The 20,741-nt window shown below is 27.8% G+C and carries 21 protein-coding genes; 17 read left to right on the top strand and 4 right to left on the bottom strand.

All coding sequences use genetic code 11. The features are described 5' to 3' along the window. The first annotated feature begins 1 nt into the window (after position 1). The 6 genes from CRU95_RS01550 to CRU95_RS01525 are packed head-to-tail and all read left to right on the top strand — an operon-like array spanning position 2 to position 5,273. Positions 2 to 1,060, top strand: a complete 1,059-nt coding sequence (locus tag CRU95_RS01550) for a nicotinate-nucleotide--dimethylbenzimidazole phosphoribosyltransferase (RefSeq protein ID WP_129099390.1) — start codon at positions 2 to 4, stop codon at positions 1,058 to 1,060. A gap of 4 nt (positions 1,061 to 1,064) precedes the next feature. Next, positions 1,065 to 1,664, top strand: coding sequence for a MarC family protein (locus CRU95_RS01545; protein WP_129099389.1), 600 nt, complete (start codon positions 1,065 to 1,067; stop codon positions 1,662 to 1,664). Beyond that, entirely contained in the window at positions 1,664 to 2,158 is a 495-nt protein-coding gene (locus CRU95_RS01540; RefSeq protein WP_129099388.1) for a bifunctional adenosylcobinamide kinase/adenosylcobinamide-phosphate guanylyltransferase, read from the top strand. Before CRU95_RS01545 ends, CRU95_RS01540 begins: the two co-directional genes overlap by 1 nt. Then, complete coding sequence (locus tag CRU95_RS01535; protein WP_129099387.1) at positions 2,159 to 3,145, top strand: hypothetical protein; 987 nt, start codon at positions 2,159 to 2,161, stop codon at positions 3,143 to 3,145. After that, complete coding sequence (locus tag CRU95_RS01530; RefSeq protein ID WP_129099386.1) at positions 3,146 to 4,540, top strand: cobyric acid synthase; 1,395 nt, start codon at positions 3,146 to 3,148, stop codon at positions 4,538 to 4,540. Continuing rightward, positions 4,533 to 5,273 (top strand): adenosylcobinamide-GDP ribazoletransferase, encoded by a 741-nt coding sequence (locus CRU95_RS01525; protein WP_129099385.1) that lies wholly within the window; start codon positions 4,533 to 4,535, stop codon positions 5,271 to 5,273. The genes CRU95_RS01530 and CRU95_RS01525 overlap by 8 nt, the downstream gene beginning before the upstream one ends. Positions 5,274 to 5,316: 43 nt before the next feature. Here the strand turns inward: CRU95_RS01525 and CRU95_RS01520 are convergent, their stop codons facing one another. After that, complete coding sequence (locus CRU95_RS01520) at positions 5,317 to 5,529, bottom strand: hypothetical protein (protein ID WP_129099384.1); 213 nt, start codon at positions 5,527 to 5,529, stop codon at positions 5,317 to 5,319. Positions 5,530 to 5,560: 31 nt separating this feature from the next. Between CRU95_RS01520 and CRU95_RS01515 the strand changes: the two genes are divergently transcribed. From CRU95_RS01515 to CRU95_RS01500, 4 genes are all read left to right on the top strand, one after another. After that, positions 5,561 to 6,532 (top strand): SLAC1 anion channel family protein, encoded by a 972-nt coding sequence (locus CRU95_RS01515; RefSeq protein ID WP_129099383.1) that lies wholly within the window; start codon positions 5,561 to 5,563, stop codon positions 6,530 to 6,532. Positions 6,533 to 6,579: 47 nt separating this feature from the next. After that, positions 6,580 to 7,599 (top strand): aldo/keto reductase, encoded by a 1,020-nt coding sequence (locus tag CRU95_RS01510; protein ID WP_129099382.1) that lies wholly within the window; start codon positions 6,580 to 6,582, stop codon positions 7,597 to 7,599. Between the two features lie 135 nt (positions 7,600 to 7,734). Continuing rightward, the gene (locus CRU95_RS01505) at positions 7,735 to 10,278 is read left to right on the top strand and encodes a methyl-accepting chemotaxis protein (RefSeq protein WP_129099381.1); all 2,544 of its coding nucleotides are present in this window, start codon (positions 7,735 to 7,737) and stop codon (positions 10,276 to 10,278) included. A 233-nt stretch (positions 10,279 to 10,511) separates the two neighbouring features. Then, a complete protein-coding gene (locus tag CRU95_RS01500) occupies positions 10,512 to 10,715 on the top strand; it encodes a hypothetical protein (RefSeq protein ID WP_129099380.1) in 204 nt (67 codons plus the stop codon). Positions 10,716 to 10,805: 90 nt separating this feature from the next. On the opposite strand, the gene CRU95_RS01495 is transcribed toward CRU95_RS01500, so the two are convergent. Continuing rightward, positions 10,806 to 11,954 (bottom strand): iron-containing alcohol dehydrogenase, encoded by a 1,149-nt coding sequence (locus tag CRU95_RS01495; RefSeq protein ID WP_129099379.1) that lies wholly within the window; start codon positions 11,952 to 11,954, stop codon positions 10,806 to 10,808. Between the two features lie 153 nt (positions 11,955 to 12,107). Between CRU95_RS01495 and CRU95_RS01490 the strand changes: the two genes are divergently transcribed. From CRU95_RS01490 to CRU95_RS01460, 7 genes are all read left to right on the top strand, one after another. Continuing rightward, complete coding sequence (locus tag CRU95_RS01490) at positions 12,108 to 13,823, top strand: cation:proton antiporter (protein WP_129099378.1); 1,716 nt, start codon at positions 12,108 to 12,110, stop codon at positions 13,821 to 13,823. Between the two features lie 27 nt (positions 13,824 to 13,850). Next, the gene (locus CRU95_RS01485) at positions 13,851 to 14,219 is read left to right on the top strand and encodes a YbgC/FadM family acyl-CoA thioesterase (RefSeq protein WP_129099377.1); all 369 of its coding nucleotides are present in this window, start codon (positions 13,851 to 13,853) and stop codon (positions 14,217 to 14,219) included. Next, positions 14,212 to 14,691: a phospholipase D-like domain-containing protein gene (locus tag CRU95_RS01480; protein WP_164969700.1), complete on the top strand. Its 480-nt coding sequence runs from the start codon at positions 14,212 to 14,214 to the stop codon at positions 14,689 to 14,691. Before CRU95_RS01485 ends, CRU95_RS01480 begins: the two co-directional genes overlap by 8 nt. A 71-nt stretch (positions 14,692 to 14,762) precedes the next feature. Next, complete coding sequence (locus CRU95_RS01475) at positions 14,763 to 16,010, top strand: M48 family metallopeptidase (RefSeq protein ID WP_129099375.1); 1,248 nt, start codon at positions 14,763 to 14,765, stop codon at positions 16,008 to 16,010. Next, positions 16,003 to 17,253: a DNA recombination protein RmuC gene (locus CRU95_RS01470; protein WP_129099374.1), complete on the top strand. Its 1,251-nt coding sequence runs from the start codon at positions 16,003 to 16,005 to the stop codon at positions 17,251 to 17,253. The genes CRU95_RS01475 and CRU95_RS01470 overlap by 8 nt, the downstream gene beginning before the upstream one ends. After that, the gene (locus tag CRU95_RS01465) at positions 17,254 to 18,378 is read left to right on the top strand and encodes an SO_0444 family Cu/Zn efflux transporter (RefSeq protein WP_129099373.1); all 1,125 of its coding nucleotides are present in this window, start codon (positions 17,254 to 17,256) and stop codon (positions 18,376 to 18,378) included. It begins immediately after the preceding gene. A gap of 9 nt (positions 18,379 to 18,387) precedes the next feature. Next, positions 18,388 to 18,927 carry a hypothetical protein gene (locus CRU95_RS01460; RefSeq protein ID WP_129099372.1) on the top strand — a complete coding sequence of 180 codons (540 nt, stop codon included), beginning with the start codon at positions 18,388 to 18,390 and terminating at the stop codon, positions 18,925 to 18,927. A gap of 2 nt (positions 18,928 to 18,929) precedes the next feature. On the opposite strand, the gene CRU95_RS01455 is transcribed toward CRU95_RS01460, so the two are convergent. Both CRU95_RS01455 and CRU95_RS01450 read right to left on the bottom strand, forming a co-directional pair. Then, positions 18,930 to 19,451 (bottom strand): hypothetical protein, encoded by a 522-nt coding sequence (locus CRU95_RS01455; RefSeq protein WP_129099371.1) that lies wholly within the window; start codon positions 19,449 to 19,451, stop codon positions 18,930 to 18,932. Further along, positions 19,451 to 20,671: a molybdopterin molybdotransferase MoeA gene (locus tag CRU95_RS01450; protein ID WP_129099370.1), complete on the bottom strand. Its 1,221-nt coding sequence runs from the start codon at positions 20,669 to 20,671 to the stop codon at positions 19,451 to 19,453. The genes CRU95_RS01455 and CRU95_RS01450 overlap by 1 nt, the downstream gene beginning before the upstream one ends. Positions 20,672 to 20,741: the final 70 nt, after the last annotated feature.

Here is a 20,741-nt window from a genome sequence, read left to right as displayed (position 1 = left end):
CTTGGTAAAAAATATTATAGGTAAGATTGATTTTGCAGAATTTTTAAGGGGCAAAAAGGCTACTTTTATGTTAAGCCTTAGCAATACACAAACGGTAAATATAGCTGGTCTAACACAAGCTGGAATCCCAGGAAAGATACATTTGACTCCTACACTTGATAGTGAGTTTTTATGTACAGGGGAACTTCGAAGTTTAAGTGAGATAGCAACAACACCAAGTGGAGTACCAACTCCTGCTCTTATTACAAGAGCTGTACATCTTTTAAAGCCATATTCAAATATAGAACTTCTAGATTTAGGACTTGAAGTATCTCCACAAGTTGATTATTTCAAAACACACTCTTTTGGAATATCTCCCTCAAAATCAATCGCTCTTGATGCAAAAATAGATGCACTTGATATTTTTCAAAAGGGATTAGCTTTTGGTCAAACTTATGAGTGCCAAGATGACTATATAATTTTAGGTGAAAGTGTTCCAAGTGGTACTACAACAGCTAGAGCTACTTGCCAAGCTTTGGATTATGATTGTAAAGAGTTCTTTTCAAGTTCTTTTAAAGACTCTCCTACAACAATAAGAGATGAAACAGTTAAAAATGCGTTATCTTATGTAAGAAGTGACGATGATATCTTTGCAAAACTTGGACGAGTGTCAGACAATATGCAAATATTTAATGCTGGTTTTATTTTAGGATTAAATAATAAAATAAAGGTAGTCCTAGCAGGTGGAACTCAGATGGCTTCAGTACTTCTAATAGTAAACTCAATTTTAAGAACCATGGGTGGAGAATTTGAAACTTCAAACTTAGCAATATGCACTACAAAATGGGTTCAAGAAGATGAAAAAAGTGATATAAAAGCACTATTGGAACTACTTGATTTTAAAATTGATGCTTATTATGTGGATTTTGATTTCTCACTTTCATCTCATCCTGCTTTAAAATTATATGATGAAGGTGAAGCAAAAGAGGGTGTTGGTGCAGGAGCAGCTTTAATGTATGGGCTTTTAAATGGTTTGTCAAAAGCTGATATAACCAAACAAGTTGAAAGCTTTTTAGGATAATAGTATGGATATTTTTATAGCAACATTTTTAAAAATGTTTTTTATTATGACACCATTTTTTGTATTGTCTGTTTTTTTAACCGTAGCAAATGAGGCAACAGCAAAAGAGAGAAAAGCTTTAGCTATCAAAGTTACAATTTCAGTGATTATTATGAGTTTGATTTTACTTTTTTTTGGAAAACATATATTTGCAGTTTTTGGTATAACTTTAGATGCTTTTAGAATAGGTGCTGGTGCCTTATTATTTTTATCAGCAGTTGATTTAATAAAAGGTAATAAAGATAGTGGCAAAGTAGGGACTAAAGATATCTCTCAGCTTGCAGTAGTACCCTTAGCAATTCCTGTTACAATAGGACCAGGAACTATTGGTATCTTACTTGTGATGGGTGCAACTTTTGATAGCACATCATCAATGATAATGGGAAGTTTAGCATTGATAAGTGCTGTTTTAGTTATAGGAATTATGCTTTATACCTCAAGTATCATTGAAAATATCATTGGGAAACAAGGTTTATTAGTAATATCAAAAATCACAGGTCTATTTTTATCAGCACTTGCAGCACAGATTGTATTTACTGGTATCAAAAACTTCTTAGGACTATAATGAAGATACTATATTACGGCGGACAAAAATCAGGAAAAAGTAAACTTGCAGAAGCAAAAGCAATAGAACTCTCAAAAAATAAAAAGCCATATTATATAGCAACCTATGATAATAGTTATGGTGATAAAGAGATGCAAAACAAGGTTTTAAAACATCAAAATCAAAGAAAAGATAAGTTTGAAACCATAGAAGAGAAATTTGATTTATCAAAAGTCATCAAAGATGATAATACTTATTTGATAGATTGTATCTCCATGTGGCTTTTAAATGGACTTGAAAAAGAAGAAGAAAAACTTTTAGAAGAAATAGAAAAACTAGCATCAATAAATGCAAATATAGTTTTTGTACTAAATGACGTAAGTAGTGGTGTTATACCTTTTGAAAAAGTTAGCCGTAAATATGTAGACCTAAGTGGAATCATAGGACAAAAGTTAGCAAGTATCTGTGATGAAGTTTATGAAGTGAAACTTGGACTTGCTCAAAGGTTGAAATAAGTGAAAAATGTTTTTTTGCCAAGAGAATTTGAATCAGGTCATGAATTATGTTTTTTTATTCATGATATATTGGCAAATGTTTTAGTGTATGGAGAAAAAGAAAATATTTTTAATTATGAATTTGCTTTAAAAGAAGAAATTGCTAATAATCTTACAGATGATGAAGATATTTTAAGTTTTTTATCTAAATATAAATTATATGAAGAGCGAAATAAAGTATTAAAAACTTTTATTTTACCAGCACTTTTATCTGATACATTACATTGTATTTATGAAGCTTTGATTTCATCAAAAAAAGCAAAACTAAATGTTACATATATGTTGATAAGGAAGCCAATCCAAGAAACTCTATATTTGTTAGAATCAATAGTTATTGATGAATTTACATTTGGAGAAAGTATGTCTGAAAATCCTTTAAAGTTAAGACCGAGTAATGCAGGTGGAATTGAAGGACATCAAAAAAGAATAAATACTGTACTTAATAAACTTGGACTATCTGATTTATTTTCTTCTTTATATCTTACAAATTTAAGATACAACAAAAAATGTGATGATAATTTTGATGGTATTTGTAATCATGCTATGCATTTGTTTACAGAACATGAGGCAATAAGAACAGAAAAATTAAATGTAAACTTTATTTTTTCGGGTTGGGATTCTAAATTAACTCAATGGGCTTATTTATATAGTAGATTACCTTATCTTATGTTGTATTTATATTATATAGTAGAATATATAATGGAAGAGATTTGTCCAACGGAGAAGTCGTATATTGAAGAAATGGAATTGAGAGTTTTTGCTCATTTTATCCTTTGGTTTGAAAATTTAAATAAAGATTACTATACAGATGAAATATTAAAAGTAGTAGAATTTGCAAAAAATAAAATAAATGATTTTTGTATGAAGAATTTAAAAAGACCTTTTGATAAATTAATTATTAATAATATCTCAAATAATAGCATATCTGACTACAAGGATAATAATTAGATGAATAATATCTCTATTTTTGGAACATCAAGTGATGCAGGCAAATCAACTATTACTTTTGTAATAGCTAAGATTTTACAAGACTTAGGAGTAAAAGTTGCTCCTTTTAAAGCTCAAAATGTATCAAACAATGCTTATGTTTGTGATGATGGAAGTGAGATTGCTGTGGCTCAGTATTTTCAAGCTCAGGTTTTGGGTGTACCTACTTCTTATCATCTTAATCCTGTCCTATTAAAATCAGGTAGAGGAAGTAATGCTTCTGTAATAGTTGAGGGGCAAGTCTTAGCTAGCAAGGATGTGCTTACTTATTATAAAGATTTAGACCTTTTAAAGCCTGCTGTTGATAGATGTTTTTCTTATCTTGATGAAAAGTATGATTGTCTTGTTTGTGAGGGAGCGGGAAGTCCTGTGGAACTTAATCTTATGGATAAAGACTTATCAAATATTTATATTGCCACAAAATACAATACAAAAATCATACTTGTAGCAGATATTGAAAAGGGTGGAGTTTTTGCTTCTATTTATGGGGTTTATAATCTTCTTCCAAAAGAGTTACAAAAAAATGTAATAGGTGTGATTGTAAATAAGTTTCGTGGGGATTTATCCCTTTTTGATGAGGGCATAAAAATCATAGAAAATGATTTTAAAATACCAGTTCTTGGAGTGCTTCCTTATGTGCCATTTAATCTAGGTTTTGAAGATTCACAAAGTTTGAAAAATTATGCTCAAAATAGCAAAGATAGTATTATAAGAGTAGGGGTTATTTCATATCCTTATATGAGCAATTACAATGACTTCGAACCTTTGATTGCTGATAGTAATATAAACTTAGAGTTTATAGAAAACAATATCTCCCTTGATAAGTTTGATATGATAATACTACCAGGTTCAAAATTAGTGATAAAAGACCTAAAATGGCTTAAATCAAATGGTTTATTTAAAAAGATAAAAGAGTATAAAAAAACTATTTTAGGACTTTGTGGTGGTTATGAGATGATGTTTAAAACACTTGATGATAAGTATGCATTGGAAAATAGTGAAGCTTGTATAGAAGAGGGTTTTGGTTTTATTGATGATGAGATAATCTTTGAAAAAGAGAAAGTTCTTAAAAAAGCTAGTTATAAAATCTTTGATTGTGAAATTGAAGGTTTTGAAATACACCACGGAGTTTCAAAAAAATATGAAATATCATATGAAACAGATAATATAAAAGGTACTTTTATCCATGCTATTTTTGACAATGATAATATTAGATCAAAACTATTTAAAACTATAAATAGTGATTATAAAGAGTTTGATTTTAAAGTATATAAAAAAGATACAATTGATAGTTTTATTTCAAATATGAGAAATAGACTTGATGTAAATAAAATATTGGAAAATATAAATGAATAATTTTATCTTAGGTTTTAAATTTGCTCTTAGCTATTTTACAATACTTCCTGTGAAGTTTAAAGAAGATGATGACTTATCAAAAAAAGAGATTTTATCTTTTATGCTTTTTTCTTTTCCTCTAATTGGATTAATACTTGGTTTTATTACTCTTGTTTTATACCATTTTTTATCTGATTTATCTTGGTTTGGAGCTATTATATGTGCTGTGTTTTATATGATTCTTTATGGATTTATTCATACAGAAGCTATCATAGATGTGGTAGATGCTATTTATGCAAAACATAGTGGGAAAGATGCCTATGAAGTTATCAAAGAACCAACTATTGGTGCCATGGGAGTTTTGTATGCTTTTGCTTTTTTTACTTTAAAAATTGCTGGGATTGTATATCTGTTTTTAAATGGCTATCTTCTAGAGTTCGTATCAATTATAGTCATAAGTAGATTGATGCTTTTGTTTGTGATTAAAAACTTTGAATTTAAATCTTCATTTGTAAATCAACTTAAAAACTCACTCTCTACAAATATTTTTTTTGTAGCACTTTTAGTTTTTACTTTGACAAATATTATACTCGTGGGATTTAAAACTTTATCTCTTACTCTTTTTGCTTTTATTTTTTCATATTTAATTGCGCTATTTATAAGAAAAAATGTAGGTTTTTTAAATGGTGATGCATTAGGTACAATTTTAGAGCTATCTGAACTTTTTTTAATAATCATTCTTATTATTAAATGACTATTTGTAATAACCTTGTAATAATCTTATAATTATATTATAATTATTTGTTATTTGGTTTTATTAAGGACTTAATAGATTTTGGAAGATGAGCGAAAGGGATTGTTTTATTTTGTGTAAGTTTTTCTTTTTCAAAACAAGATAATTCAACATTCATATTAGCTTTATTTAGAAGTAAAACTTTGTATTTTATACCTTCTATATTATAAGTTATATCTTTATTTCGAAAATCTATAATCTCTTTTTTCTTTGCCATAATCATTCCTTAAAAAGAAGGGTAGCTAAAAATGGATAATGAAACTATAAAATTTGTTCCAAACAGATTGAAGTCTTTTCCTGTAACAATGTTTGCCATTATTATGGGTTTATCGGGACTAAGTTTAGTTTATAGCAAAGCAAATGAAGTTTTAGGAATAAACAAAATATTTTATGAAATATTTTCATTTTTTACAATTATAATTTTTTTTATAATATTAATTATATATTTTATAAAAATGATGAAATATGATGAAGAAGTTAAAGCAGAATTTTCACATCCCACTAGAATAAACTTTTTTACAGCTATTTCTATATCTTTTATTCTTGTATCTATGTTATTTAAACCTTTTAATATTCAAGTTTCACATAGTTTATTTACTATTGGAACAGTTTTACAACTATTTTTTACATTTTATACTTTCAAGTTTTGGATAAATACACCTTTAAATATAAAACACTCAAGTCCAGCTTGGTTTATCCCTATTATTGGAAATTTAGTAATTCCTATTGCAGGAATTGATTTTCTTAGTGAAAATGTTTTAATGTATTTTTTCTCTATTGGGATTTTTTTCTGGATAATCATGTTTTCTATAATACTAAATAGAATCATTTTTCATGACAAATTTACTCAGAAGTTTATGCCAACACTTTTTATACTTATAGCTCCTCCTAGTGTAGGATTTTTAGCCTATTATAAATTGACTAGTAGTTTAGATGTCTTTTCTATTGTATTATTCAATTTAGGACTATTTTTTACTTTATTACTTTTTTTTATGTATAAAAATTTTTTAAAAATAAAGTTTTTTATCTCATGGTGGGCATTTACTTTTCCTCTTGCTTCTATGACAATTTCTACATTGTTACTTTATTCTATAAACAAAGAGATTATTTATTATTATTTATCATATTTTTTCATTGTTTGTACTACTTGTGTTGTAGGCATTGTAGCGATAAATACTATCAAAGATATTGTTAAAAATGAGATATGTATAATGGAATAGTAATTTTAATGGTAATATAATAGTTTAAAATTTTAAAAGGTATTACTATGAATTATAAATACATTGGAAAAACAGGACTTAGAGTAACTGATATTTGTTTAGGAACTATGACTTTTGGTACAACTACTAATAAAGAAGAAGCTTTTAAAATCATGGATAAAGCTTATGAAAGTGGAATAAACTTTTTTGATACAGCAGAAATATATCCTGTGCCACCAACCGCTGATTTAGGTGGATTAACTGAAGAGATAGTAGGGGAATGGTTAAAAACAAAACCTAGGGATTCTGTTATCTTAGCTTCAAAAGTTGCAGGAGCAGCTTCTGGTTGGTTTGTCCCACCTACAAGACATGGTTTAACAGCAATTGATTCTTTTCATATTAAAAAAGCTATAGAAGGAAGTTTAAAAAGACTTCAAACTGATTATATAGATCTTTATCAAATGCATTGGCCAGATACTATTGTACCTATTGAAGAGTCTTTAAAAGCTTTTGATGAGTTAGTTAAAGAAGGAAAAGTAAGATATATAGGAACTTCTAATGATAGTGCTTACGGCTTAACAAAAGCAAATGAAGCTTCAAAATATAACAATATAGCAAGATTTGAATCTATTCAAAATAACTTTTCACTTCTCAATCCAAGATTTTTAGATGAACTAAGTACGATTTGTAGAAAAGAACAAATTTCATTACTTCCTTATTCTCCAATGGCTGGTGGGGTTTTAAGTGGAAAATATAATGCAGGATTTTATCCTGAAGGAGCTAGATTTTCTTCTTATATTCAAAATAAAAGTAAAAGAGTGCAAGCTATGGCAAATAGATTTGTAAATGACAAAACTATGGCTGCAACTGCCAAATATATGGATTTAGCGAAAAAACTTGGTATAAGTCCAGTAACACTTGCAGTTGCTTGGTCAAAACAACATGATTTTGTCGCTTCAACTATTATAGGTGCAAGAGAACTAGTACAATTAGATGATTCCTTAAAAGCATTAGATATTGTTTTAGATAATAATACTTTAGAAGAAATCAAAACAATTCAAAGTGATATTTTATATCCAATGGGATAATAATATAAGAGATTATTATTGAAAAAAACTTAAAAAGAATTTAAAAAATTAAAATTATTAGTTAGTATTATAAGTAATAATTATTATTAAAAAGTGTACAATCCAAATAAATAATTTTTTAAAGGAAGTATAATAATGAATAAGTTGACAATTTCAAAAAAATTCTTATTTATGACGATTGGATTAGCTATTATTATGATTAGTATTAGTTTCTTCATCTTGAATATAAAGAAAAACTCTATAAAAGATGATGTACTTAATACGACCATAAGTGATTTGAGACAAACCTCTGATTTAAAAATTGAAGGAAAGTTAGAAGTTGGTATTTCAAATGCGATATCAATAGCAAATGATTCTATGATTCAACAGTCACTTATTGATAATAATCGAGAATTAGCAATAAGTGCCTTATCAAGTCTATCAAAAAAGATGAAAGAATCAACACCTTTTAAAAATATAAAGGTACATATTCATACAAAAGATAATAAATCTTTTGTAAGATCTTGGGTTCCAAATAAATTTGGAGACGACTTATCTTCTTTTAGAGATAGTGTTGTCGAAGTAAATAAAAATAAAAAAGTTGTAAATACTTTAGAAGTAGGGAAAGCTGGTCTAAGCATAAGATCTGTTGTTCCTATTTTTACAAAAGATAATGAACATGTTGGTTCATTAGAATTTATGCAGGGTATTAACTCTGTTGCAAAAGCTTTTGATAAAAATGGTGATGCTTTCATTTTACTTATGGACTCAAAATTAGCAGTTGCAGATACTTCGAAATTACAAAAAATAAGTAATTACATAGTTTCTCAAAAATTCTTAAATGAAGAATTTTATAAAGATTCTAAAAATATAGATTTTAACAAACTTCTTAAAAATGGTTATTATGATGACTCAAAGTATTTTTATACTTTTAGTCAAATAAAGGATTTCAAAGGCAAAGATTTAGGAATAGCTTTACTTGGTAGAAAACATGATGTAGTTAATGTATCAATAGATGGAGCTTCTGATATTATTTGGCAAGCTTTACTTTTATTGTTTATTTCTTTATTTTTATCAATGATAGGAAGTTATTTTACTTTAAAATATACTGTTCTTTCTCCTATAAGTAATTTAAAAAATTCTATTGATAGTTTAGTTAATCATACTACAAATGAAACAACAAGAATAGAAGTTAAATCAAATGATGAAATTGGAAGTGTTGTAACTAGTTTCAATAACTACTTAGACGATTTAGATAGGGGTAATAAACTTGATATTAAAGTAATTGATGAAACTAATTTAATCATCGAAAAAGTTAATAAAGGTTTATTAAATGAAAGAGTATTAACAAAAGCTCACTCAACATCAGTTAATAAGCTTGTAGATGAAGTAAACTCAATGATTGGTGTATTTCAAACTAATTTATTGATGGTTTCTGATGTTTTGATTAATCTTTCACATGCTAATTATGATTCACAAATACCAGATGTAAAACTAACAGGAACTCTTAGTTCTATTTTTGATGGAATAAAAGTAACTCAATCAACAATCAATGAAGTAATGTGTTTAATTGATAATGCAAATAATAAATTAACATCAAGTGCTTTTGAATTATCAAGTGCATCAAGTAAACTTAGTACTTCTTCAAATGAACAAGCAGCTTCTTTAGAAGAAACAGCAGCTGCTATTCAAGAGATATCTTCAACTATTCAAAGTAGTAGTGAAACAGCAACTAAAATGTCACAATATACAAAAAATGTAAGTGAATCAAATGAGAATGGGAAACAACTTGCTTTTAAAACAGCTGCAGCAATGGAAGAGTTAAGTTCTAAAGTAAGTGCGATTAATGAATCAATTTCTATAATTGATCAAATAGCTTTTCAAACAAATATTTTAAGTCTAAATGCAGCAGTAGAAGCAGCAACTGCGGGTGAGGCTGGAAAAGGTTTTGCAGTAGTTGCACAAGAGGTTAGAAACTTAGCTTCTAGAAGTGCAGAAGCAGCAAAAGAGATAAAAACTTTAGTGGAAGATGCAACTTTAAAAGCAAGTCAAAGTAAAGATATTTCAAATCAGATGATTACTGGTTATAATCAATTAAATGAGAGCATAACTTATACAATAGAACTTATTGAAGATGTAGCAACTGCAACAAAAGAGCAAGAATCAGCTATGAGTCAAATAAGTGATACTGTTAACTCTTTAGATCAAGCAACACAACAAAATGCAGCTTTAGCAACATCAATAAATGAGATGTCAAAAGTGACATCAGACCTTGCTTCACAATTGCAAAATGCTATAAATAGAACTAGCTTTGACAAAAATGCTAGCAAAAGAATATGTGATGAAAACCTTATATTTGATGTAAATAAATTAAAATCTGACCATTTGGTATTTAAAAATATTAATTTTTCAGAGTGCAGAAAAGGTAATAATTTTAAAGTTAAAACCCATCATGAATGTAATCTTGGAAAATGGATTGATGAACATGAAGATACTACTTTTAATCAGACAAAAGATTGGGCTAATTTAAAAGAAGCTCATAAACATGTTCATGAACTTGTACAAAAAACAGTAGACTTATATGCTAAAGGTGCATCTAATGATGAGATTTTTGAAGTAACTGAATCAGTAGAAAATAATATTAATATAGTATTTGAATCTCTTAATACTATAAGAGAAGAAAATTGTAAAAACAATTAGACTTAAAAAATAATATTTAACCTTTTTGATTATTATAAGTTTTATAAAATCAAAAAAGGTTAAATTATGTAAAAAATATAATACTTTATACATAACTTCTACTTATTTGCTATATTATTAACAGAATATAAATATAAAAATCAAAATATATCTTGAAAATTAATTAAAAAATTTGCTTTCTTTTTGTTATTGTATTAAAATTAAATAGTAAAAAATCAAAAAAGGAGTTATTCATGTTAGACAAAAAAATCTTAGAATTTTTAGACTGTGACATTTATAAATACAGCTACGCAAAAGAATGTTTCCAAATCAGTAATTACTTTAAAACTGATATTAATTCACTTATGGATGAAGTAAAAAAAATCATTAATGTACTACACGAAAATAGCATTAAATATAAAATCTTAAAAGACAACACTATAAAGTTAGACTTATAGTCTATTCTGACTCAAATAAATTATAAACTCAATTTAATTAAAAGTATTTAGGTGAAAATTTTGGAAAGGAATATTATCCCTTCCCCTTTTTTATAATGCAGTAGACATTATTTTATTTAATGCTTCTTTTGTATAAATATCGCCAAGGCCAAAATGTTCTGCACTTTTATTAGTGTTTTCTATGATTTTCTCTAAATCAGATTCTTTAATATTTAGTTGACTTAATTTGGTAGGAGTTCCAATTTTATTAAACCAATTTTCTAAGGCTTCGATGCCTTCAATTGCAGTTGATAAACCAAAAATTTCTTTTGCAAATCTAGTAAATTGGTTTTCATTTCTTTTATAATACCATTTCATCCATGCTGGCATAACAACAGACAATCCTGCTCCATGAGGCACATTATGAAGTGCAGATAAAGTATGCTCAATCATGTGATTAGGAAAGGTATATCCAGCTGTTCCTAAAAATGTAGTACCATTTAGTGCATTAGTTGCTGCCCATGCAAATTCACCTCTTATTTTATCATCCTTTGGATTATCTATTAAAATTTCTGTTGTTTCTATAACTGTTTTAATTATAGATTCTATTTGTCTATTTAAAAAAGTTGGTTGAGCACTTGCAGTAAAATATCCTTCTATACTATGAGCTATGATATCAGCTGCTGAATATACTAAGTATTCTTTTGAAATTGATTGCATAAGTAATGGATTTATAACTGATACTTTTGGGTAAACATGTGAAGAAAAAATTGAATACTTTTCTTTTGTCTCTTCATTTGTAATCACAGCAAAACAGTTCATTTCACTACCCGTTGCTGCTAATGTCATAATATCAAATACAGGTAAAGCCTTTTTAATAACTTCTTTTTTTATAAAAAAATCCCAAACATCTCCATCATAAAAAGTTCCTGCGGCGATTGCTTTAGCACTATCAAGAACAGAGCCTCCACCAATAGCTAAAATACCATCAATAGAACTTTCTTTAGTAATTTTTATACCTTCATTTACTTTTGATAAAGTGGGGTTACTAATAATCCCACCAAAATCAATATACTCAATACCATTTTCTTTCAAACTATTTACAACAGTGTCATACAAAGCATCTTTTTTTATTCTTTGACTTCCATAACATATAAGTACTTTTTTAACATCTTTTGAATTAATATATTCACCAATTTTTTTTTCTTTATCTTTTCCAAATTCTACTTGAGTTGGATTACAATAACTAAAGTCTTCCATAAAATCTCCTATAAAAAATTATATTCTTATTATATCATGACTAAAATATATGTATATAATAAGAATATATTTTAAAGTTGAAGAAACTTTATTTATAATACAATACCTAAATATTAAATAAGAAAAAAAATAAAAATTTTAATAAGGAAATTAATGTCAAATGGTCATTTATTAAGCTCTCTTCTATATCTTTTTACTATAGTTGCAATTTTAGTAACTCTATCCAAAAGACTAGGGCTTGGTAGTATTTTAGGTCTATTAATAGCTGGTATAATTGTTGGACCATTTTCTCCTGGACCAATTTTGACAAAAGAAGTAGGATCTGTTCGTAATATCGCAGAATTTGGTGTAGTACTTTTACTTTTTGTTATTGGATTAGAGATGCAACCTAAAAAACTTTGGAGTATGAGAAAAGAGGTTTTTGGATTAGGAAGCGCACAAATATTATTTTCAGGATTTTTCATATTTTTATATGCCGTATCTTATGCAAAATCTTGGCAAGTAGCTTTACTTATCGCTCCTACTTTTGCTCTTTCATCAACAGCCTTTGTAATGCAAATATTGCAAGATAAAGGGATAACTCATACCCCAGAGGGACAAACTAGCTTTTCTATTTTATTAATGCAAGATTTAGCAGTAGTTCCTCTTTTAGCCTTAGTTCCAATTGTAGCAATAAATCAAGTATCATCAAGTGAGTCAATTTGGATAGAAGTATTGATTGCGATTGGCTCAATTGTTGCTTTAACTTTATTTGGTAAATATGTTGTACCAAAATTATTAGATTATTTGGCAAAACATCAAAATAAAGATGCTTTTTTCTTTTTTGTGATAACAGCTGTAGTATTTGCAGCTTGGGCTATGGAACATTCTGGTCTTTCTATGTCACTTGGGGCATTTATTATGGGTATGATTTTATCAAATTCTAAATATCATTATCAAATCAGAGCATATGTAGAGCCTTATAAAGGGTTACTTATGGCTATGTTTTTTGTTGCTGTTGGTATGTCTATAGATTTAGAAGCTATGGTTGATAAACCTTTAATTTTACTACAACATTTAGTTGTTATTATGTCAATAAAGATTGTAGCACTTTTTGCTTTTATGGTTTTTATGGGATATAAAAAATCAACTGCGATATCAGTATCCTTTCTCTTAGCACAAAGTGGAGAGTTTGGCTTTGTAGTATTTGGTGCAATGAAAGCAGTTGGAGGTATAAGCGATGAACTTTTTGTAGCAAGTATTACAATTATCTCTATTAGTATGCTTTTAACTCCTCTTCTTGTAAATTTAAGTGAAAAACTTGCACTTAAATTTGATACATCTCCTATAAAAATAAAATCAGCATATGTGCCTAAAACAGAGTGGGAAGGTGTGATTATCGCAGGATATGGAGAAGTTGGAAGATTAACTGCTACTATGCTTGATTATGCAAATATACCTTTTGTAGCTTTTGATATAGATGCAAAAAGAGTTGAAATAGGTGAGAAAGAGGGAAGAGCTGTATATTATGGGGAGTTGAGTGATTTAGACTTTATTACAAGGATAGGCTTAGAAAATGCAAAAGCAGTTATTCTTACAATCGAAAATCACCATACAACAGTAAAAATTATTTCGCATATTAGAAATGAATATCCATATTTACGTATACTTTCAAGAACAAAAAGTATGAAAACAAGAGACTTATTAGTCAAACATGGAGTATCTTGGGCAATGCCAGTATCTTCTGAAGGTGCGCTAAGACTAGGAGCAGAGACTTTACTAGGACTTGGAAGAACAAGAGAAGATGTAATTGATATCTTAACTTACTTTAGAAAAAATGATTACGAAACAATCAAAGAACTCCATGAAAAAGATGAAAAAAGTAAGTAGTAATTTGAATATAAAAAGGGAATAAAATTGAAAATACGAGTATATTATGAAGATACGGATTGTGGTGGGGTTGTTTATCACTCAAATTATTTAAGCTTTTGTGAAAGAGCTAGAAGTGAGTTGTTTTTTCAAAAGGGATTAACTCCCCATCAAGAGAGTGAGTTTTTTGTAGTGAAATCACTTGAAGCAAACTATATAAGTCCAGCAGTTTTTGGAGATGAACTTTTTATTAAGACTAAACTTATTGAAAAAAAAGCTGCATCATTAACTTTACATCAAGAGATAATTAGAGATGAAAAAGTTATATTTGAAATGGATGTAAAAGTTGTCTATTTGAAAAATAAAAAGCCATCAAAAATACCAGATGAAATGTTTGAAGTATTTAAAAATGAGTAAGATTTTTTTAGTTTTATTTCTTCTTTTTTCTTCTAGTTTTGCTAGTAGTAAAATTTATTTTTTGCCTAAAGATGCAAAGATATCAAGTGAAAAAATTATCTCATTAATAGATAATTCTAAGAGTTCGATAGATATCTCTATGTATAATTTGTCGTATAAAAAGCTTATAAATGGCTTAAGTAAAGCTTCAAAAAGAGGAGTTATTATAAACTTGTATCTAGATAAATCTAAATTTAAGAAAAGTGATAAAATCAATAAATTAATAAAAAATAGTGGTATTAAATACAAAGTATTAGAGAAAAAGAATCATTTAAAGCTGGCATTGTTTGATAAAAGTACAGCAGTTTTTGGAAGTGCAAACTGGACAAAAGAGTCTTTTCAAGATAATTTTGAGATTATTTATATGACAGATGAACATAAAGATATAAAACAAATAAAAGAGATATTTAATAGCTTGGAAAAAAATTATTAACTACTATATTTTTTTTACTACTATGCAAGTTACAAGTAGATAAAATATCTAAAATTATAAAAGGATATTTTGTGTTAGGAACTTTTGTTATTGCTTATTGTTTTTATTTTTTATTTAATATTTATACTTCATTTATGCAAGTTGGATTTGTACAAAATGCAAAGAATCTGAAACCTGTAATACTTTCAGATGATAAATATAAAACAGCAGCAAACTATACTATTGAAAAAGAAAGAGTTGCAATTCTTTCTACTTTATATGACTTTGTCATCTTCTTTTTATGGATAAAATTTGGATTAGGATTTTTAGATTCAATCATCACTACTCAAGAACTTTGGTTGAAGGCCATTATTTTTGTAGATGCGTTTATTATCATAAATTGGATTTTAGGCTTGCCATTTGACTTATATTCAACATTTAAATTAAATAAAAAATATGGTTTTTCTAATATGACAGCAAAATTATATATTATGGATACGCTTAAAACAGGTGTTTTATTTTTAGTTTTTGGATCTATTGTTATTGCTGCGATTTCTTTTATAATCCAATCTTTTCCTATGTGGTGGATTTGGGGTTTTATTTTTATTTTTGCAGTAATTATTTTAATAAATATGCTTTATCCAGTGATTAGAGATAAGATGTTTGATAAATTTGAACCTTTGAAAGATAAAGAACTAGAAGAAAAAATCAATAACCTTCTAAATGAAGTAGGATTTAAAAGTTCTGGTGTATTTTCAGTTGATGCAAGTAAAAGAGACAATCGACTAAATGCTTATTTTGGAGGTTTGGGAAGTACTAAAAGGGTAGTTTTATTTGATACCTTGATTGAAAAACTTTCTCATAATGAATTATTGGCAGTTTTAGGTCACGAATTAGGACACTTTAAAAATGGTGATATTTTGAAAAATATTGGAATTATGGGCTTTATTATGTTTATATTTTTTACAATATTTGGAAATCTTGGAGATGAAATCTTTTTAGGGCTTAATATTTCAAATGAACCATATGCGATTATTACAGTATTCTTGATGTTTTCACCTATATTTTCGTTTTTCCTTATGCCTTTGATGTCTTTGATTTCTAGACATAATGAATATGCAGCTGATGAGTTTGGTTCAAATCTTCAAACAAAAGAGGATTTAGTAAGTGCTTTATTAAAACTTGCAAATGAGAATAAGTCATTTCCCTTATCTCATCCTATATATATTTTCTTTTATTATTCTCATCCACCATTGGTAGAGAGATTTAAAGAGTTGGGTTATGATGTACATTCAGAAGCTGAAAATGCATTGAAAGATGAATTTAATTTAAATGTCTAATGAAATTCTAATCTTTTTGACTGTAGTTTTTATATCAATACTAATCACATACATTGTTGTGCGATTAGTTTATGAGAAAAAATTATCAACTTTAGTTTATGAAAAAGAGTCTATACAAAAAGAGATACTTCAAAGACTAGAGTATGAAAAGATTAGATATGAAGAGTCTAAAAAGGCTATGAATAGTGAGTTTAAAATAAGAGTAGAGTCTTATGATGAAAAACTTCAGCTTTTAGAGGACTCTAAAAAACAAATGAAGTTAGAGTTTGAATCTTTGGCAAATAAACTTTTTGAAGAGAACTCAAAAAAGTCATCACTAAATCTAAATCAAGTACTAAATCCTTTTAAAGAGCAACTTAATAGTTTTGGGAAGAGGGTAAATGATATTTATAATGATGAAACACAACAAAGAGTTACATTATTAACAGAGATTAAAAATCTAAAAGATTTAAATAATCAGATATCTCAAGATGCAGTTAATCTAACCAAAGCATTAAAAGGTGAGAATAAAACCCAAGGTGACTGGGGTGAGATGATTTTATCTAAGATTTTAGAACAAACAGGGCTTAGAGAAGGAGTAGAGTACTCGACACAAGGAAGTTTTACAAATGTTGAGGGAAAAAGGCTAAGACCAGATGTAATAGTGCATCTTCCTCAGGATAAAGATGTAATAATTGACTCAAAGGTCTCACTTCTTGCATATACAAATTATGTGGAGAGTGAGGAGGAAATAGAAAAAGAGAAATATGCAAAAGATTTGACAAAATCTATTTATGCTCATATAAAAGGACTAAGTTCTAAAAACTATGATGAAATAAGTGATTTGAAAACTTTAGACTTTGTTTTGCTTTTTATTCCTATTGAGGGGGCTTTTATGTTAGCAGCTTCTAAAGATAGCAATCTTTTTAAAGTAGCATTTGAAAGTAATATTATGCTTGTTTCTCCTTCAACTTTGTTTGTGACTTTACGAACAATAGAGAATATTTGGAGATATGAGCATCAAAATGAAAATGCTTTGATAATCTCAAAAAAAGCAGCTGATTTATATGATAAATTTGCCTCTTTTGTAAAAGATATAGAAAATATAGGTATACATATCGATAGAAGTAAAAAATCTTATGATGAAGCTATCAATAAGTTAAGTGTTGGAAGAGGAAATCTTCTAAGAAGGGCTCAAGAGTTTGAGGAGCTGGGTGTAAAAGCTAAGAAAACTATTGATGAAAGTAAACTGTTAGGTGAATAAATGGACTTAATATTAGAATTTACAACAAATTTTTTAAAACTATTAGATGCAATGAGTATCTATGTAATAGTTGGACTTTTTATAGCAGGGATTTTAAAACAATTAATCCCTGATGATTTTATATCTTCTCATTTGGGTAAAAACTCAACCATGTCAGTTATAAAAGCAACAATTTTTGGAATACCATTACCTGTTTGTTCTTGTTCTGTTATTCCTTTGGCACAAGGATTAAAAAAAGAGGGTGCAAGTAAGGGCTCAATTCAGAGTTTCTTAATCTCAACTCCAATAACTGGTGTTGATTCTATATTAGCTACTTTTTCTTTTTTTGGTATTGTATTTACTATTTTTAGAGTTGTCTCTTCTGTAGTTATCGCCATAATTGTAGGACTTATACAAAACTTTTTTGAGAAAAAAGAGGAAGCGGTTGATGAGAAACCAAAATTTCAAGCTTTTACTCCAAACTCAAGTTTTGCAGTTAATCCTACCTTTAAAGCACAAGAAACTACTAAAAAAGAAGATTCTTGTTGTAGTGGTTCTAGTTGTTGTGATAGCTCATCAAAAACTAAAGAAGGTTTTTCTATAAAAAAGGCTTTGGCTTATGGTTATGGAACTCTTTTTTCTGATATGGCAAAATCCTTATTAATAGGACTTATTTTAGGGGCACTTTTTACAACATTTATTCCTCAAGAGTATGCAAAATTTCTGTTTGATAACCAAATATTAACTTATTTTGTTATTTTAGTTTTTGCTATTCCTTTATATACTTGTGCAACAGCATCTTTACCAATTGCAGCTGCACTTATGCTTCAAGGAATGAGTGCAGGGGCTGTGTTTATATTTTTAACAGCAGGACCTGCTACTAGTGCTGTTACTATGAGTATTGTATATAAAATGTTAGGTAGAAGATCATTGATAATTTATGTAAGTGTTATTGCTATATTATCATTAGTCTTTGGATTTGCCTTTGATTTTTATTTTGAACACTTGGAATTACTATCTATTTCTAGTGATATGGATGAGACAAGCCTTTTGAAATCTTTAGCTTCTTTATTTATGTTAATACTAATAGTCTATCATCTATATAGAATCAAGTTTCCTAAAAAAGGAGCAACATGTTGCTCATAGTAAAATAATATGATATATGACAAGGGCTTAGATGTAAATAGAAGATTTACACAAAATATGAAAATATATACAAAAAAAATAGCAAATAAGAACGATAGAGAGGTTATGATTGTATCTGTGGCTATTTTGGAAGATACCTTGGATAAATTGCTCAAAGTTAAATTAGCACAAGTATCAGCAAAAGCTGAACTACCTCAAATGTCTTATTCCTCAAAAGTTGATTTGTGTTATAAAATGGAATTAATAAAAAGTGCCTTAAGAAGAACTTTACAAATTTTTGGAAATCTGGTTGAAAACTTTACAAAAGAAGAAGAGAATAATGCATATGGGAATTTAGAAGTTCAAACAAATATTTTAGAACTTTGTAAAATAAATGATAATGATATTTTTAATTTGATACTTAAATTAATAAATTCTGACCCAAGTGTTGAAGAAAAATATGAAAAAGTGGATGATTTGGTTGAATATATAGGTTGGAGTGGTACAGTTAAATTTATTTGTTCGATTATCAATGCTTCTTTAATAGAAGCATTGATAGAGTTGGAGTAGAGTTATTTTTTAGTCATCCCAAATGATTTGTAATAAACAAAGGCTTTATTAGAGTTTTTCAAAAAACCCCATTGTCTATAATTTTTTTCATCAATTGATTTAAAAGTTACTAGATTATTATTCTTAAACTCTTTATTTATAATGTTAGAGCATTTATTGTTCATATTTGGTAAAGTAGTTACTTTATCTTCTATTAGATTATTTAAAAGTGCTTTATCATTATTTGGTATTTCAAATATTGCACAAGAAGAATATTCACCTTCTATATTTAAAAAAGAAGTGTATTTTTTGATTACTTTTATCTCTTTACTAAATGTTATATTTGAGAATTTATTTAGATTATTAATATAATAACTTTCTCTTGGAAAAAAAACTTCATAAGCTATTACAATATATGATATCCATATTAAAGAAAGTGCATATTTCATATAAGGTTTATAGTTCCAGTATTTGATTGTTGACATAATAGGAAGTATTATTAAAAATACTATTCCCATTAAGATGATTATTAAGTGTTCAAACATTAGTTCAACTCATTTAATAATAATATATCAACAAAATCACCAGCTTTTATGTCATCACTATCTTTAGCTTGTATAAGTAAAGCAGGGCTTCCTAAAAGATTTGTCAATATTGCACTTGTTCCTTGTTTTTTACCTTCAAAGTCAATAGTATATTCACCATTTTCATATTTAACATTACAAGCTGTAAACACAGTCTTTTTTATTTTTACAGGAAAGTCTTGATTTATTCTGGCTTTTACTATAGGAAGTTCTTTTTTAGAACCTTCATATTTATAAATCATAGGAAGTAGATACAAAATAGCACATACTGTTGAGCTATATGCAAATCCTGGAAGGGAGATAATTATCTTATTGTCTTTTTTAGCTATTAATATTGGACCTCCTGGTTTAATAGTTACTCCATGGAATAAAACTTCAGCTCCAAGTTTCTCTTTTACAACATCTTGTACAAAGTCATAATCACCTTTTGATACACCACCAGTGGTAACAACTATATCCGAGTTATTTAAAGCTGTTTTCATCATTTGGGTAATTGAATCCATATCATCTTTAATTGTTCCCATTTGAATAGTTTTTGCACCAGCTCTTTTAGCTAAGGCTTCAACGGTAAGATGATTTGAACTTCTTATTTGTGATATATTTGTTTGAACTTCTCCAATATCTAGTATTTCACTTCCTGTACTTGCAATACTTACTACCACTTGAGAATAAACACTTACTTGTGATATATTAAGTGAAGCTATTACTCCAATCTCTGCAAAACCTATTTGAGTACCTTTTTTTAATAAAACTTCATTTTCTTTATAATTTTCACCAATATCTCTTACTGCAAAACCTTTGGGTACTTTTTGATTGATTCTTATAGAATTATTTATTACTTCAATATTTTCAACTGGTAAAAGAGTATCTGCACCTTCTGGCATCAAAGAGCCAGTAAATGTTTTTATGCAAGTTCCATTTTCAACTTTTGATTCAATAACACTTCCTGCTGGGTTATCATCTGTTATTTTGATAGTGCTTAATTTTTGATCTTCACTTTTGATGGCATAACCGTCCATTCCAGATGTAACAAAAGCTGGTGAGTTTTCACTTGCAATGATGTCTTCTGCTAGTATTCTTCCTAATGAGTTTGTTAAAAATAACTTTTCCTTAATTTTTTCTTCTAAAAAAACATTATTTAAGATATTTAATGAATCTTCATAATTTATTATATTTTTCATTTATCCCTCCAAATTTTGAGAAGAAATAGTAGCATAATGAAGAAAAAAAACAACTTTATAAGTCAACAAA

This window comes from Arcobacter sp. F2176 (assembly GCF_004116465.1).
Lineage (GTDB): Bacteria > Campylobacterota > Campylobacteria > Campylobacterales > Arcobacteraceae > Arcobacter > Arcobacter siniprincipis.
Note: the sequence above shows the minus strand (reverse complement) of the source record. Positions and strands in the feature narration are given on the sequence as shown.